A 13,264-nucleotide genomic window follows, 5' to 3' on the forward strand; every position below is an offset into this window, starting at 1 on the left:
GGGTGTAATATGGGTACAACGATCGAAAATTATATTTTGGCAATAGTAACAAAAAACAAAGAACAGATAATTGGAGGTGGAGCTCCAATTTTTATAGCAGAAAACGATGAAGAATTACAACGTACAGCATTTTTACTCGAAAAAATACTTGATGGTATCGCACATGATTTGGAAAATGGTGCGATAATAATTGTTAAACATTGATTTATTAAAATTATTGATTTCCTTGATTGAAGAAGAAATTGGTATATAATAATATAGATACATTTTTGTCCTTATAGAATATAAGTTAAGTTTTGTAGAAAGGTTGTATGAAATATGTCTAAACCAGTAGTAGCGATTGTTGGAAGACCGAATGTTGGAAAATCTACTATTTTCAATCGATTGGCTGGGGAAAGAATAGCGATTGTTGAAGATAAACCAGGTGTTACTAGGGACCGTATATACAGTTCATGTGAATGGCTTAATTATTCTTTTAATATTATTGATACCGGTGGAATCGAAATAGACTCGGAGGACAAGATTTTATCTCAAGTCAGAATTCAAGCCGAGTTTGCTATTGATGAAGCTGATGTAATAATTTTCATGGTTGACGGAAAGACTGGATTAACCGAGGTGGATAAAGAAATTGCCAATTATCTATACAAAACTAATAAACCTGTAGTATTGGCTGTCAATAAAATTGATAATATTAAGATGCATCAGGAAATATATGATTTTTATGCTTTGGGTTTTGGTGAACCCTATCCTATCTCTGGTGCTCATGGCACAGGAATTGGTGATTTACTAGATGCCGTTGTAGCCCATTTCCCTAAGGATGATAATGATTCATATGACGAAGATGTAATTAGAGTTGCCTTGATAGGTAGACCCAATGTAGGTAAGTCCTCTTTAGTTAATGCCATTCTTGGAGAAGAGCGTGTAATAGTAAGTGATATTGCTGGTACAACACGAGATGCTGTAAATACTTATTTTTCAACTGATGAACAAGATTATGTGTTAGTAGATACTGCCGGGATGAGAAAAAAAGGAAAGGTTTATGAAACAACAGAAAAATATAGCGTATTACGAGCGCTTAAGGCTATCGATAACTCTGATGTTGTTTTAGTTGTAATTGATGGGAAAGAAGGAATTATCGAACAAGATAAGCGGATAGCCGGTTATGCTCATGAAGCAGGTAAAGCTAGTATTTTTATAGTTAATAAATGGGATATCGTCGAAAAAGATGATAAAACTATGCACCAATTTGTACAGAAGATTAGGGATGAGTTTCAGTTTATGACTTATGCCCCAATTTTATTTGTTTCCGCTAAGACAAGACAACGGATCCACCAAATATTACCTAAGGTAAATGAAGTGGCTGAAGCTCATGCGATGAGAGTTACAACCTCTGTTTTAAATGACGTAATTTCTGATGCAATAGCAATAAATCCTCCGCCATCAGATAAGGGTAGAAGATTAAAAATTAACTATGCAACTCAAGTTGCTGTTAAACCGCCAGTGTTTGCAGTATTTGTTAATGACCCTGAATTGATGCATTTCTCATATGAAAGATACTTGGAAAACAAAATTAGAGCTTCCTTCAATTTTGATGGAACTCCGGTAAAAATCGTTGTTCGCAAGAAGAATGATGAAATATAGTAGAAGGAGAGATGGAAATGAAGGGGCAAGAGCAGTCAATTGCCGTTGTTGGTGCAGGAAGCTGGGGAACGGCTCTTTCAATCGTTTTAGCCAATAATGGTTATCATGTTGATTTATATGCTCGAGATGAAGAACAAAAAAGAGTAATCAATGAAAAGAAAATTAATAAGAGATATTTGTCTGGTGTTGAACTTCCGGATAATATTGTGGCCCATACAAGTTATAAGGATGTTTTGGAAGGTAAAAAATTTATTATTCTAGTCGTACCATCCCATGCGATGCGCGAAACTGCAAGGAACATCAAACCTTTCGTTACTGAGAACACAATAGTTACTCATGCTACTAAAGGTATAGAATTAAATACCTATAAAAGGATGAGTGAGGTTATCCATGAGGAGATACCTGCCCTTTTCCCGGAAAGAATCTTAGTCTTATCAGGGCCCAGCCATGCTGAAGAAGTAAGTCGAAAAATGCCTACTACAGTGGTAATCTCTGGTAAGGAAACCTCGATTGCTGAGGAAGTTCAGGATATTTTTATTAATAATGATTTTAGGGTTTATACTAATTCAGATGTTGTGGGAACAGAGGTTGCCGGATCATTAAAGAATATTATTGCTTTAGGTGCTGGACTTTCTGATGGATTAGAATTTGGTGATAATGCTAAGGCGGCTTTAATAACCCGTGGACTTACTGAAATTTCAAGGTTAGGGATAGAAATGGGGGCAAATCCTTTAACTTTCTTAGGGTTAGCTGGTGTTGGTGACTTGGTTGTCACCTGTACAAGTCAACATAGCCGTAACTGGCGTGCAGGGTATATGTTGGGTAAAGGAAAGAATCTAGAAATGGTCTTAGAAGAGATGGGAATGGTTGTTGAAGGGGTAAAAACAACGAAGGCTGCATATCATTTATCACAACAGTTAAATGTTAAAATGCCGATCACCAATGAATTATTTAAAGTTCTTTTTGAAAATAAGAATCCCAAAAGTGCTGTTAATGATCTGATGGGAAGAGTAAAAACTCATGAAACAGAATGGGTTTTTAATGATTATCGTTAAAATTCACAATTATAACTCTTGTATCCTTAGGGGACAAGAGTTTTTTTTATCCAAAAACGGTATATTTTCATAATTTCAACATAAACATTACCTTTGATGAGACAAATTTTTCTTAGATTAAGACTTTATTATTAAAAATTTTTTTTTGCGTCATAATGCTTAAAAAGATTCATATATTTATACTGTCCTATTATATGGTACGTGTTTAGTGTCAAATGGGGGGGATGATTCAGATTACTAATCGAGTTTATTCGCAAATGATTTAATGGAGGAGGGATATTGGTGGAAAAATTCGATATCTTCAAGGATATTGCAGAGCGGACTGGGGGAGATATCTATATTGGTGTTGTAGGTGCAGTTCGTACTGGTAAATCAACTTTTATTAAAAAGTTTATGGAATCGCTAGTTATTCCTAATATCAAAGATGAAAATGATCAGATAAGAGCCGTAGATGAACTTCCTCAAAGTGCCGCGGGAAGAACAATTATGACTACTGAACCAAAGTTTGTACCTAATCAAGCTGTTCAAATCCATGTAGATGAGGGTTTAGATATTAACGTTAGATTAGTGGACTCGGTCGGTTATGCTGTTGAAGGAGCTAAAGGTTATGAGGACGAAAATGGACCCCGAATGGTAAATACTCCATGGTTTGAAGAGCCAATTCCTTTTCAAGAGGCGGCTGAGATCGGTACCCGAAAAGTAATTCAAGACCATTCTACAATTGGAGTGATTTTGACAACTGACGGTTCTATTACTGAAATTCCTCGTGAGGCGTACGTATTAGCAGAGGAAAAGGTAGTAGAAGAACTAAAAGAAGTTGGCAAACCTTTTATTATGGTAATTAATTCTTTGAATCCATACTCTGACGAAGTGGCAGGATTGAAAAATGATTTATCGGAAAAATACGATATTCCAGTTCTTGCAATGAGTGTAGCTGATATGAAGGAAGATGATATTATTAGTGTTTTACGTGAAGTCTTGTTTGAATTCCCTGTACATGAAGTAAATGTTAATTTACCAAGCTGGGTAATGGTATTAAAACAAGATCACTGGTTACGGAAAAATTTTGAAGAATCTGTTGAAGAGACTGTTAAGGATATCCGTAGGTTAAGAGATGTTAGAACAGTCGTTGATCAATTCAAAGAGTATGATTTCATCATGGATGCAGTTTTAGCTGAAATGAATATGGGTCTTGGTATTGCGGAAATTGATCTATTTGCTCAAGATGAGTTATATGATCAGATTCTAATGGAAATAGTTGGTGTGGAAATTAAGGGTAAGGATCATTTGTTACAATTGATGGTGGAATTTACGCATGCCAAAAAGGAGTACGATAAGATTGCTGAAGCTTTAACTATGGTTAAACAAACTGGCTATGGCGTTGCTCCGCCACAACTTGAAGATATGACTTTAGATGAACCAGAGTTAATTCGTCAAGGTTCAAGATTTGGAGTGCGTTTGAAGGCTACAGCCCCATCTATCCATATGATTAAAGTCGATGTTCAATCAGAATTTGCTCCGATTATCGGTACAGAAAAACAAAGTGAAGAGTTACTAAATTATTTGATGAAAGATTTTGAAGATAATCCATTACAATTGTGGGATTCAGATATATTTGGTAGGTCATTATCAAGTATTGTTCGTGAAAGTATTTCAGCTAAATTGTCTATGATGCCAGAAAATGCAAGATATAAGTTAAAAGAAACTTTAGAGAGAATCATAAATGAAGGTTCAGGTGGGCTGATCGCAATAATTTTATAACAATATCTGGAACTTGCTCATCTGAAAATGACAAAAAAAGTACTTTTGAAGTACTTTTTTTGTGTTTTTAGACCTATTTTATATAAAAATGCTTGAATTTACGGCATTTGTATATTACTATATCTTTGACTATAAATTTTTTTGAAAATCCTTGTTAACAGTGTATAAAATTTCAATAATCGGTAAAGACAAGGGATATAAGGAATATTCTCCTTTGGGAGGAGGTGAATAGATTGAATAAGACAGAATTAATTGCAAAAGTTGCTGAAAAGGCTGAGCTTACCAAAAAGGATGCTACCAAAGCGGTAGATGCGGTATTTGCTTCAATCTCTGAGTCACTTCAAAACGGGGAAAAAGTTCAAATTATTGGTTTCGGAAACTTTGAAGTTCGTGAGCGTGCTGCACGTAAGGGACGCAATCCACAAACTGGCGAAGAAATTGAAATTCCTGCAAGCAAGGTGCCAGCATTCAAACCTGGTAAAGCACTAAAAGAAGGCGTAAAATAATAATCGTACATACTAAAGGGAAGAGGGGCTAATTAGCAACTCTTCTTTTTCATTAGCAAGTTCCCCAATCATTAGATCAAATAATTATAAAACTTACCAATGGGCATCAAAAATTACTTGAAAAATATAATAAATAGTTTAAAATATAATATGTATTCGGGGTATGGCGCAGTCCGGTAGCGCGCACGCTTGGGGTGCGTGAGGTCGTCGGTTCAAATCCGGCTACTCCGACCATTCTTTTATTTTATCGTTGACGATTTACACCTTCGAGTTAAATAGGTTGGCAATTAAAAATTTTAAATCAAGCTGGAATAGCCAGCTTATTTTTTTTGTAAAATGTAGTGGAGGTGTAATCTTAATGCTTAGAATCAGGAAGGTCTCAAAAGGGTTTGTTTTGGGGATTATTTTATCTATCGTAATAGCGTATGTGGTTTCATTGATACCCAATATTAAATTCATTAAGTTAAATCAAGACTATCCGGTTTTCAGATATCAAAAACAAATTGTATTAACCGATTATAACCTTGTAAATTTCATTTCTTCCTTACAGATTGATTTACCCATAAAAAAAGTAACATGGAGTCATAATGTCTTATCAATCGATTTTATGATAAATCGTAATAATTATTTAGATACTGATGTGATTTATAGAGATTTATATACTGTTATAAAAAAGAGTTTCGTGGATAATGAAAATGTTGATGAGGTTTTTTTAAGAGTTTTTTTAGATGATATGAATAAAATCTTTGTAGCGGTTTCTGCTCAAAAAGAGGATATTAAAACAAATGTTAAAATGGAGATGGGTACTTCGATGAACTACAGAGATTTTTTGGAACGCTATTTTGGTCTGAATTACGGTAATTTGATTAAACAAGATTGATGTATATTCTGTTACCCGTCTATTAATTATGGTATACTTTAGTTCGGGAAGGTACTTAATTTAGTAATTATTTGTCTGGGGGATTACAGATGAGAAAAACACATAGCTCCTTCAATCTTGAGATGGAGGAAATTATATCAGAGATAGCAAATCTTTCTAAAAACATATATATTGAAAAATATGTTGAGATTCCAGAGGTTTCTGTGGTCCGAATTCAATTATTAAACCTCTTTCTTTATCATGCTTCAATACCACATGCTACGAGAAAGAATTATTGTATAACTTCTGGATTAGTTCAAATGGGATTAGATCTTCACGAATCAATAACTAATCAAAAGGAGTTCAATGAAAAATGGATTCGTAATCGCCAATTGTCAATCTTAGCTGGTGATTATTACAGTAGTAAATATTATTATATACTTTCCAAGGCCAATTTGATTGATGGTGTAAAAAAACTAGCATATGGAATCTCCAATATCAATATTGCTAAAATGAAACTATATAATCTGAATAATGGTAAGGGCTTTAATTCAATCGACCAAATTCTTGAATTGGTAAAAGTTAGAGAAACAAGTCTTTATACGCAGTTCCTTGATGAGATTCAATCTGTTAAACTCAGATCCTTTTGGCAATATGTAATCGAGAATACAATCCTGTTATCATATATATTAGATGAATTACAGATACAACAAGTAAGTAAAAACCACTTGTCGTATCAAATCGTGAATTTTTACACAAATAGAGATGAAAAAAGGGATATTTTGGAACTTGATAATTTAACTGAATTTAATGTGAAGCTTCATAATCTATATCATAAATACAATATTCGAAAAAAAATTGAAGAATTAATTCAGAAATTGTACGATGGTTTAAAAATAAAGATAGAAGAATTAGATGATTTAGTAATCAAAAGCGAGTTACGATATATTCTTAACCGATATTCTAATTCATTTCAGTTGGTGAATTTTGTTAAAGAATTTTGATATGGAGGGGTATCAATGGAGAGACCGGAGATCAGGGGTAAGAAGAAGGAAGAATACGTCCATTCGGTATTTGAAAATATTGCCCATAAATATGATTTTATGAACAATCTACTTAGCTTTAGATTTCATAAGTTATGGCGCAATAAAACAATGGAAAAAATGAATGTTAGAGTGGGGGATAACGCCCTAGATGTTTGTTGTGGAACAGCTGATTGGACAATTGATTTAGCTAATCATTCAAAGACTGGTAAGGTTATTGGATTAGATTTTAGTAAAAACATGTTAAATGTTGGAGAGAAGAAAGTAAAGTCTTTAAATTTGGACAAGCAGATTGTATTACAGTATGGTAATGCAATGGATTTACCTTATGAAGATAATACTTTTGATCATGCTACAATTGGTTTTGCACTTAGAAATGTCCCAGATATAGAAAAAGTTCTGTCAGAGATGACAAGAGTAGTAAAACCTGGTGGGAAAGTAGTATCCTTAGAACTTTCAAAGCCAAATTGGAAACCATTTAGAATGTTGTACTTTTTTTATTTTTACAAAATTTTACCTTTTTTAGGGAAATTATTCGCTGATCGATATGAACAATATTCTTGGTTGCCAGAATCTTTAACTAATTTCCCGGATCAACAGGAATTAGCTAAGATATTTGAAAAAGTGGGTTTGGAAAATATTGAAGTTTACCCTTTAACAGGTGGAATAGCCGCAATTCATATAGGATATAAAAAGAAAGGAAAGTAAGATTATGGGGTACAGAGATTTAAGAGATTACATTGAAGTATTAGATTCTAAGGGATTGTTAAAAAGAATCAAAACAGAAGTAGATCCTGAATTGGAAATTGCTGAGATTACTGATAGAGTGTCAAAAATGCCGGGTGGAGGCTATGCATTGTTATTTGAAAATGTAAAAGGCTCAGATATTCCAGTGCTTACCAACGCTATGGGCTCAATGGAAAGGATTAAGCTAGCTTTAGAGGTAGAAGATTTAGATGATATTGGACAAAGAATAATGGAGTTTTTACAAACACCATCTCCTACAAGTTTGTTAGCAAAGATCAAAGCATTGCCAAAGTTAGCTGAAATCAACAATTTTATCCCAAAAATCGTTAAGAATGGTAAATGTCAAGAAGTTGTAGTTACTGATAACCCATCCCTAGATATGTTTCCAATTTTGAAGACATGGCCTTTTGATGGTGGAAAATTTATTACAATGCCTTTAGTATTTACCAAGGATCCTGAAACAGGAACTAGAAACTGTGGAATGTACCGAATGCACGTCTATGATGGTCAAACAACAGGAATGCACTGGCATAAACATAAAGATGGTCAATTGCATCAACATAAACTGAAGAAAAAAAATGGTTCGAAAATAATGGAAGTAGCTGTGGCTATCGGTTCTGATCCAGCTGTAATGTATTCAGCTACTGCCCCCTTACCTCCTGAGATTGACGAAATGATGTTTGCTGGTTTTCTAAGGAATTCTCCAGTAGAATTAGTTAAATGTAAAACAGTTGATTTAGAAGTTCCTGCGAATGCTGAAATTGTTTTAGAAGGATATGTTGATATTGATGAATTAAAAATGGAAGGGCCTTTTGGTGACCATACTGGATATTATTCTTTGGCAGATTTATATCCTGTTTTCCATATTACTGCCATCACCCATAGAAAAGACCCTATTTACATCAGTACTCTAGTAGGTAAACCGCCACAAGAGGACTTATATCTAGGTAAGGCGACAGAAAGAATATTTTTACAGCTTTTAAAGGTGATGTTGCCGGAGATCAAGGATATGAATATGCCTGCTGAAGGAGTATTTCATAACTGTGTTATCGTTTCGATCAAGAAAAGATACCCATTCCATGCTAAAAAAGTTATGAATGCTCTTTGGGGCTTAGGGTTAATGATGTTATCTAAATTAATTATTGTCGTTGATGAAGATGTAGATGTGCAAAATTTATCAGAGGTTGCGTGGAAAGTATTTAACAATATCGATCCCAAAAGAGATGTAACTATAGTTGAAGGTCCATTAGATGATTTAGATCATTCTTCACCTATGCCTTTTATTGGATCTAAAATGGGAATTGATGCGACTAAGAAGTGGAAATCAGAAGGACATAACCGTGAATGGCCAGATGACGTTGAAATGTCAGAAGAAATTAAAGAACTAGTTGATCGGAAGTGGAAAGAGTATGGTATTGAATAAATTAAAAACCATTTTAGAGATGATTAAGTTTGAACATACTATTTTTGCTTTGCCATTTGCCTATGTTGGGATGATTTTGGGAAGTATGGAAAAATTCGGCTATTTACCAACTTGGGGACAATTTTTTTGGATTACAATGGCCATGGTAGGTGCTAGAAGTGCCTCCATGGCTTTAAATCGCCTGATAGATAGGACTATTGATGCTCTAAATCCTAGGACTGCTGACAGGGCTATCCCTGCCGGAAAATTGGGAATTAAAGAGGTCTTAATATTTGTAATTGCTTCATTTGCTCTATTTATCTTTGCAACTTTACAATTAAGTGAATTAGCATTTAAGTTATTACCGTTAGCTATTTTCGTGCTTGTGATCTATTCCTATACCAAGCGTTTTACTTGGATGTGCCACTACATTTTAGGGGCGGCGATTGGTTTAGCACCACTTGGGGCTTGGGTAGCTGTTACAAATGAAATTACTTACCCAGCAATAGTATTATTTATCACCGTTGCTCTATGGACTGCTGGTTTTGATATTATATATGCAACACAGGATATGGAGTTTGATAAAGAAAAAGGATTATATTCTATTCCATCGAGATTTGGATTAAAGAAATCTTTATTAATTGCTCGAATATCTCACGCTTTAACAATAGTTGGACTAGTATATTTATTTTTCTTAATGGATTTAGGATGGTTGTACTTGATTGGAGTAATAATAGCTAATTTTATTTTACATTATGAACATTCCATCATTTCCGCAGAAGATATGTCTAGACTGGATACTGCCTTTTTTACTATGAATGGAGTTTTAAGTGTGATTGTGTTTATATTTACTTTCATTGATTTGGTGATATAGATGAATGAGTCTAAGAAAATTATTGTTGGGATTACTGGAGCCAGTGGTGTAATATACGGTATAAGATTGATTGAAGAGCTAGTAAAGATGGGACATAAGGTTCATTTAATGATAACTGATGCTGGTTGGCAAGTTCTAAACCAAGAATTAGGCTTAAGTATTGATGATAAAGTGAGTTCCCTATCTGAATATATTAAAGAATTCAATAGTAATATTTTTTATCATCACATGAGAGATTTTAATGCTCCAATTGCAAGTGGTTCTTATCAAGCAGATAGTATGATCGTAATACCGTGTTCAATGGGTACTTTATCAAAAATAGCACATGGTACTTCAAGCAACCTTCTAGAAAGAGCAGCTGATGTAATGTTAAAGGAAGGAAAGAAGTTAATCATTGTGCCACGAGAAACACCTTTAAACAACATCCATTTAGAAAATATGCTTACATTATCAAAGGCCGGAGCTAAGATTTTACCTGCAATGCCAGGGTTTTATCATAATCCTAGCAATATTGAGGAATTGATTGATCATTTAGTAGGAAAGGCTTTAGATTTAATGGGTATTCCACATTCATTATTTAGGCGCTGGGGAGAGTGAAAGGTTTTGGGCAAACTTAGATTAGGTCGAATTTCATACACAAATATATGGCCGATTACCTACTTTTTTGATGAGGATAAATTTAAAAATGAAGTCGATTTCATTCCTCAAGTACCCAGTCAATTAAACAGGAAAATGTCGGAAGGGAAAATAGATATTGGAGCGATATCTTCTTTTGCTTATGCAGACCAAGCAGGGAAATATGTTCTATTACCAAATTTATCTGTGAGTTCTTATGGAACTGTAGGTTCTATTTCCTTGTTTTTAAAAACGGATTTAAATGATGTTGCGAATAAAAAAATTGCTTTAACTAACACTTCAGATACTTCAGTCAATCTATTAAAAATCATTTTGGAGAAACATATTGGTGGTAAGCCGAAGTATATAAGAATGGCGCCACAACTGGATAAAATGATGGAGGTAGCTGATGCTGCTTTACTTATTGGGGATGAAGCTTTATTGGCTGGCAAAGAAAATGAACGAACTAAGCAGTATCAAGTTATCGATTTGGGTTGTGAATGGTTGAAAAGAACTAACCATTGGATGACCTTTGCTGTGTATGCAGTTCGGAGGGAGGTTTTGTCTCAATCTCCTGAATTACTATATAAGATTTATAACGAACTAATTAATAGTAAAAAGGTTGGTAGCGAAAAGTTAAATTTAATTATAAATGAATCAATTTCTAGGTTTGGTGGAAGTTATGATTTTTGGAACCAGTATTTTAGTGGTTTATCATATGACTTTAGCACAGAACAAATTGAAGGGTTAAAATATTATTATAAGATGGCTGTTCAGATAGGAGTTCTAGAAAAAGAACCGGAAATTGAAGTTGTCGATTTCGACAAATTAATGTTACAATTCACTAATAGATGAATATACATTAATTGCAAGATTATAAAAATAAATTGGGTGAAATAAATGAAGCTTGAAGATATATATTTTCGAATGAGAAGGGATATAAAGGAAATAGAAAAAGAGATATCAATGACGATCGCTACGGATCAAAAGGTATTGCATCAAGCCTCTCACCAACTTTTTAAAGCTGGTGGGAAAAGAATACGCCCAGTTTTTGTCTTGTTGGCAGGGCATTTTGGGAATTATCAATTTGATAAATTAAAAAAGGTGGCTGCTGCGCTAGAAATAATTCACATGGCTACTTTGGTACATGACGATGTTATCGACGATGCTGATAAAAGAAGAGGGAAGTTAACTGTAAAAGCCCAATGGGATAATAAGGTGGCTATGTACACTGGAGATTATTTATTAGCAAAATTTCTTCAGCTTATTACAGAACTAGAAAATCCAGAGATACACAAAATACTCTCCAAAATACTAGTGAGTATCGTTGAAGGAGAGATAGATCAGATAAAAGATTTTAATAATTGGGAACAATCACTAAAACAATATTTAAGAAGGATTAAAAGAAAAACAGCAATACTATTAGCTGTTTCAACACAACTTGGTGCTATAGCAAGTGATGCTGAAACAAAGGTGGTACGTTATTTATACCAGTACGGCTATAATGTCGGAATGGCATTTCAAATTATTGATGATGTGCTTGATTATACTGGAACTACAGCCCAATTAGGAAAGCCCGCCGGTAGTGACTTAAGCCAAGGTAATATTACTTTACCAGCTTTGTATGCGGTTCACTGTTCAGATGAACGAGATCAGCTATTGGAATTGATTAAGAATGATCAAATTAGTGAGAAAATTGATCAAGTTGTTGCATGTATTAAAAGATCCGATGGGATTGAGTATTCCAAGAGATTAGCACAAAGATATATAATCAAGGCCCAAGAAGCCTTAGAAAAGTTACCAAACATAAAGGAAAAGGAAACGTTGTTTGAGATAAGTGAGTTTATTGCTAAAAGGACTTATTGATTCTAATAGTTCAAAAATTGTTATTAGAGACCCTAAAGTATAATGGGTCTTTTTTTTCTGTCAATTTCGAATTATCATGCTATAATGGTTGATTGGAAGGTATAAGTTTGGTAGAATTTTCATTGGTATAGATAAAGTTTTTAGATGGAGGATGGAGATATGGAGAGAACTTTTTTAATGGTTAAACCAGATGGAGTACAGCGTAATTTAATTGGAGAGATTGTATCAAGGTTCGAGAAAAAAGGGTTTCAATTAGTTGGGGCAAAGCTAATGATGATTGATCAAGGATTAGCTGAAAAACATTATCAAGAACATAAGGATAAGCCATTTTTTAATGAATTAGTTGATTTTATCACTTCAGGTCCAGTATTTGCGATGGTTTGGGAAGGAAATAATGTTATTTCAGTAGCTAGGAGCATGATGGGTAAGACCAACCCACAAGAAGCTGCATCCGGCACTGTAAGAGGGGATTACGGTCTTTCTGTAGGGATGAATATCATCCATGGTTCCGATTCCTTAGAAAGTGCTAAAAGAGAGATAGCGCTATTTTTTAACGAGACCGAATTAATTGATTATAAAAAGGAAATCAATCGATGGATCTAATGAATTAATTATAATAATTGATTATAAGCTACCGTGATCGGTAGCTTCAGACTGAAGACTAACCTCATGCTAAATTACCTAGTATGAGGTTATTTTTGTCAAAAATGCTTAAAATCTTGGATGAAATAAAAAATTGAGAGCGATTCGGACGTCTCTTCCACGTCCAATTCGCTAGCTTTTTCAAATTCATGGCAGCAAAAACTAACATCGCCTGCATCGAGACTTTTTTCAAACCTCTTAACGTAGTCCAACGCAAACCATGTTTCTCTTTCATATCTGCAAATACTCTTTC

At 34.1% G+C, this 13,264-nt stretch carries 15 protein-coding genes and 1 tRNA gene; 15 read left to right on the forward strand and 1 reads right to left on the reverse strand.

Annotated elements, in window-relative coordinates; all coding sequences use genetic code 11:
* Nucleotides 1–9: 9 nt before the first annotated feature.
* From BHF71_RS10025 to ndk, 15 genes are all read left to right on the forward strand, one after another.
* Nucleotides 10–204: a capping complex subunit for YIEGIA gene (locus tag BHF71_RS10025; protein WP_069657500.1), complete on the forward strand. Its 195-nt coding sequence runs from the start codon at nucleotides 10–12 to the stop codon at nucleotides 202–204.
* Nucleotides 205–318: 114 nt separating this feature from the next.
* Nucleotides 319–1,641, forward strand: coding sequence for a ribosome biogenesis GTPase Der (der, locus tag BHF71_RS10030; RefSeq protein WP_069657501.1), 1,323 nt, complete (start codon nucleotides 319–321; stop codon nucleotides 1,639–1,641).
* A 17-nt stretch (nucleotides 1,642–1,658) separates the two neighbouring features.
* Nucleotides 1,659–2,696: an NAD(P)H-dependent glycerol-3-phosphate dehydrogenase gene (locus BHF71_RS10035; RefSeq protein ID WP_069657502.1), complete on the forward strand. Its 1,038-nt coding sequence runs from the start codon at nucleotides 1,659–1,661 to the stop codon at nucleotides 2,694–2,696.
* A 282-nt stretch (nucleotides 2,697–2,978) separates the two neighbouring features.
* Nucleotides 2,979–4,457: a stage IV sporulation protein A gene (gene spoIVA / locus BHF71_RS10040; RefSeq protein WP_069657503.1), complete on the forward strand. Its 1,479-nt coding sequence runs from the start codon at nucleotides 2,979–2,981 to the stop codon at nucleotides 4,455–4,457.
* 233 nt (nucleotides 4,458–4,690) lie between these two features.
* Nucleotides 4,691–4,963 carry an HU family DNA-binding protein gene (locus tag BHF71_RS10045; RefSeq protein WP_069657504.1) on the forward strand — a complete coding sequence of 91 codons (273 nt, stop codon included), beginning with the start codon at nucleotides 4,691–4,693 and terminating at the stop codon, nucleotides 4,961–4,963.
* A 157-nt stretch (nucleotides 4,964–5,120) separates the two neighbouring features.
* Nucleotides 5,121–5,197 (forward strand) — tRNA-Pro (locus BHF71_RS10050).
* Between the two features lie 124 nt (nucleotides 5,198–5,321).
* Complete coding sequence (locus tag BHF71_RS10055; RefSeq protein WP_069657505.1) at nucleotides 5,322–5,843, forward strand: hypothetical protein; 522 nt, start codon at nucleotides 5,322–5,324, stop codon at nucleotides 5,841–5,843.
* Between the two features lie 89 nt (nucleotides 5,844–5,932).
* The gene (locus BHF71_RS10060; protein WP_069657506.1) at nucleotides 5,933–6,826 is read left to right on the forward strand and encodes a heptaprenyl diphosphate synthase component 1; all 894 of its coding nucleotides are present in this window, start codon (nucleotides 5,933–5,935) and stop codon (nucleotides 6,824–6,826) included.
* 15 nt (nucleotides 6,827–6,841) lie between these two features.
* The gene (locus tag BHF71_RS10065) at nucleotides 6,842–7,573 is read left to right on the forward strand and encodes a demethylmenaquinone methyltransferase (RefSeq protein ID WP_069657507.1); all 732 of its coding nucleotides are present in this window, start codon (nucleotides 6,842–6,844) and stop codon (nucleotides 7,571–7,573) included.
* A 4-nt stretch (nucleotides 7,574–7,577) separates the two neighbouring features.
* On the forward strand, nucleotides 7,578–9,035 hold the full coding sequence (locus BHF71_RS10070) for a menaquinone biosynthesis decarboxylase (RefSeq protein ID WP_069657508.1): 1,458 nt from the start codon (nucleotides 7,578–7,580) through the stop codon (nucleotides 9,033–9,035).
* Nucleotides 9,022–9,888 carry a UbiA-like polyprenyltransferase gene (locus tag BHF71_RS10075; RefSeq protein WP_069657509.1) on the forward strand — a complete coding sequence of 289 codons (867 nt, stop codon included), beginning with the start codon at nucleotides 9,022–9,024 and terminating at the stop codon, nucleotides 9,886–9,888. Before BHF71_RS10070 ends, BHF71_RS10075 begins: the two co-directional genes overlap by 14 nt.
* A complete protein-coding gene (locus BHF71_RS10080) occupies nucleotides 9,889–10,485 on the forward strand; it encodes a UbiX family flavin prenyltransferase (RefSeq protein WP_069657510.1) in 597 nt (198 codons plus the stop codon).
* A gap of 6 nt (nucleotides 10,486–10,491) precedes the next feature.
* Nucleotides 10,492–11,358 carry a menaquinone biosynthetic enzyme MqnA/MqnD family protein gene (locus BHF71_RS10085; RefSeq protein WP_069657511.1) on the forward strand — a complete coding sequence of 289 codons (867 nt, stop codon included), beginning with the start codon at nucleotides 10,492–10,494 and terminating at the stop codon, nucleotides 11,356–11,358.
* Nucleotides 11,359–11,403: 45 nt separating this feature from the next.
* Complete coding sequence (locus BHF71_RS10090) at nucleotides 11,404–12,369, forward strand: polyprenyl synthetase family protein (protein ID WP_069657512.1); 966 nt, start codon at nucleotides 11,404–11,406, stop codon at nucleotides 12,367–12,369.
* Nucleotides 12,370–12,528: 159 nt separating this feature from the next.
* Nucleotides 12,529–12,972, forward strand: a complete 444-nt coding sequence (gene ndk, locus BHF71_RS10095) for a nucleoside-diphosphate kinase (RefSeq protein WP_069657513.1) — start codon at nucleotides 12,529–12,531, stop codon at nucleotides 12,970–12,972.
* A gap of 64 nt (nucleotides 12,973–13,036) precedes the next feature.
* On the opposite strand, the gene BHF71_RS12420 is transcribed toward ndk, so the two are convergent.
* Nucleotides 13,037–13,264, reverse strand: a 228-nt coding sequence (locus BHF71_RS12420) for a transposase (protein ID WP_084024083.1), incomplete at its 5' end; no start/stop codon positions are given.

The organism is Vulcanibacillus modesticaldus (assembly GCF_001730235.1).
Lineage (GTDB): Bacteria > Bacillota > Bacilli > Tepidibacillales > Tepidibacillaceae > Vulcanibacillus > Vulcanibacillus modesticaldus.

Excerpts from the sequence above, each read along its gene's own strand:
- BHF71_RS10025 (WP_069657500.1), top strand. The coding sequence starts at position 10 with ATGGGTACAACGATCGAAAATTATATTTTGGCAATAGTAACAAAAAAC.
- der (WP_069657501.1), top strand. The coding sequence starts at position 319 with ATGTCTAAACCAGTAGTAGCGATTGTTGGAAGACCGAATGTTGGAAAA.
- BHF71_RS10035 (WP_069657502.1), top strand. The coding sequence starts at position 1,659 with ATGAAGGGGCAAGAGCAGTCAATTGCCGTTGTTGGTGCAGGAAGCTGG.
- BHF71_RS10055 (WP_069657505.1), top strand. The coding sequence starts at position 5,322 with ATGCTTAGAATCAGGAAGGTCTCAAAAGGGTTTGTTTTGGGGATTATT.
- BHF71_RS10060 (WP_069657506.1), top strand. The coding sequence starts at position 5,933 with ATGAGAAAAACACATAGCTCCTTCAATCTTGAGATGGAGGAAATTATA.
- BHF71_RS10065 (WP_069657507.1), top strand. The coding sequence starts at position 6,842 with ATGGAGAGACCGGAGATCAGGGGTAAGAAGAAGGAAGAATACGTCCAT.
- BHF71_RS10070 (WP_069657508.1), top strand. The coding sequence starts at position 7,578 with ATGGGGTACAGAGATTTAAGAGATTACATTGAAGTATTAGATTCTAAG.
- BHF71_RS10075 (WP_069657509.1), top strand. The coding sequence starts at position 9,022 with ATGGTATTGAATAAATTAAAAACCATTTTAGAGATGATTAAGTTTGAA.
- BHF71_RS10080 (WP_069657510.1), top strand. The coding sequence starts at position 9,889 with ATGAATGAGTCTAAGAAAATTATTGTTGGGATTACTGGAGCCAGTGGT.
- BHF71_RS10090 (WP_069657512.1), top strand. The coding sequence starts at position 11,404 with ATGAAGCTTGAAGATATATATTTTCGAATGAGAAGGGATATAAAGGAA.
- ndk (WP_069657513.1), top strand. The coding sequence starts at position 12,529 with ATGGAGAGAACTTTTTTAATGGTTAAACCAGATGGAGTACAGCGTAAT.